Source organism: Nocardia sp. PLKS1-43 (assembly GCF_059510335.1).
In genome coordinates, this window is sequence record NZ_JCAJZQ010000045.1 from 1 (window position 1) to 1,401 (window position 1,401).

Genomic DNA, 1,401 nt, shown 5'->3' on the forward strand with positions numbered 1-1,401 from the left:
CGGGAAGGTGTGGTGGCAGAGCGGGCAGGTGCCGATCCAAACGACAAGGGCGCGTTGGATTTTGCGCAGGATGCTGTAGAGGGTCAGGCCTGCCCAGTCGCTTTTGGGGCCGATAGTCGCAGGGTGGTGAGGAACAGGTGAGCTGCGGTGACCAGGGTGGCGTGGTGATGCCAGCCGTGCCAGGAGCGGCCTTCGAAGTGGTCCAGGCCGAGAGCGTCTTTGAGTTCACGGTAGTCGTGCTCGATGCGCCAGCGGATCTTGGCCAGTCGCACCAGTTCGGCAATCGGGGTGTCGGCCGGGAGGGTGGACAGCCAGTAGTCGCTGGGTTCTGTTGCGCTGGTGGGCCATTCGGCGATCAGCCAGGTCTCGGGCAGGGAGCCGTCGTCGCCGCGGGTGATGGTGCGGTTTGCCGGGCGCACGCGCAGGGCGGTGAAGCGGGAAGTCATGGCGGCGTCGTGGTTGGCTGGGCTGGTCTTGGTGCCGTGGCGCCAGGTGAGTTCGCGCCGCCTGTTTTCTCCCGCGGCCATGACCAGGTCTTTGCAGGTTGTCGGCTCGTCGGGGTAGCGAGGGCCGGGTGGGCGCCCGTTGCCTGTCCACGGCGGGGTCACGGGTGCGGCTTTGCCGGGCTGAATGCTGGTGGTGCCTTTGACCGCGACGACGTAGGCCAAGCCGCGGTCGGACAGGCCGGTGCGGAACTCGGTGGCGTCGCCGTAGCCGGCGTCGCCGACCACGACCGGCGGCGGGGTGCGGCCCCAGTCCAGCAGTTCGTCGATCATGTCCAGAGCCTGTTCCCACTTGCGTTTGTGGTGCTCGCCGGCGGGGATGGCGGCCTTGGCGCGCCGCGCGGTGACCGCGGCCTTCGCCTCGGGTGTATCCGCGGCCTCGTCGTCCCAGCTCGCGGGCAGGAACAACCGCCAGTCCAACGGCGCGGACGCGGTGTCGGTCACCGCGTGCACACTGACCGCGATCTGACAGTTGCCGACCTTGCCGAGAGTGCCCGAATACTGCCGCGCCACGCACGGCGAGGCGTCGCCGTCCTTGACGAACCCGGTGTCGTCGACCGCCCACGCCTGCGGTGTGATCAGATCACACGCCTTGCGCGACAACGTTTTCCGCACCGGAACCACATCCCACGGAGAGGTCGTCACAAACTGCTGCAACCGCTGATGATCGGTCCCGAGCCGCTGAGCCATCGGCTGCATCGACTTGCGCTTGCCATCCAACATCAACCCACGCACGTACACCCCGGCAGTGGCCACCCGATCCTTGCGTGACAGCGACGAGAACACCTCACCGACAAACGAATCCAGCAACTCGTCCACTCGCGCCAGCTCATCAGTATCCACACCGGACATGGTCTCGAGAAACACGCCGGAACTCGAGAGGCCACACCAGTGACAA

At 66.8% G+C, this 1,401-nt stretch carries 1 protein-coding gene; it reads right to left on the minus strand.

Annotated features, from left to right (window positions below; translation table 11 throughout):
- Nucleotides 1-83: 83 nt before the first annotated feature.
- Complete coding sequence (locus tag AC5WS7_RS40585) at nucleotides 84-1,346, minus strand: IS701 family transposase (protein WP_495959981.1); 1,263 nt, start codon at nucleotides 1,344-1,346, stop codon at nucleotides 84-86.
- Nucleotides 1,347-1,401: the final 55 nt, after the last annotated feature.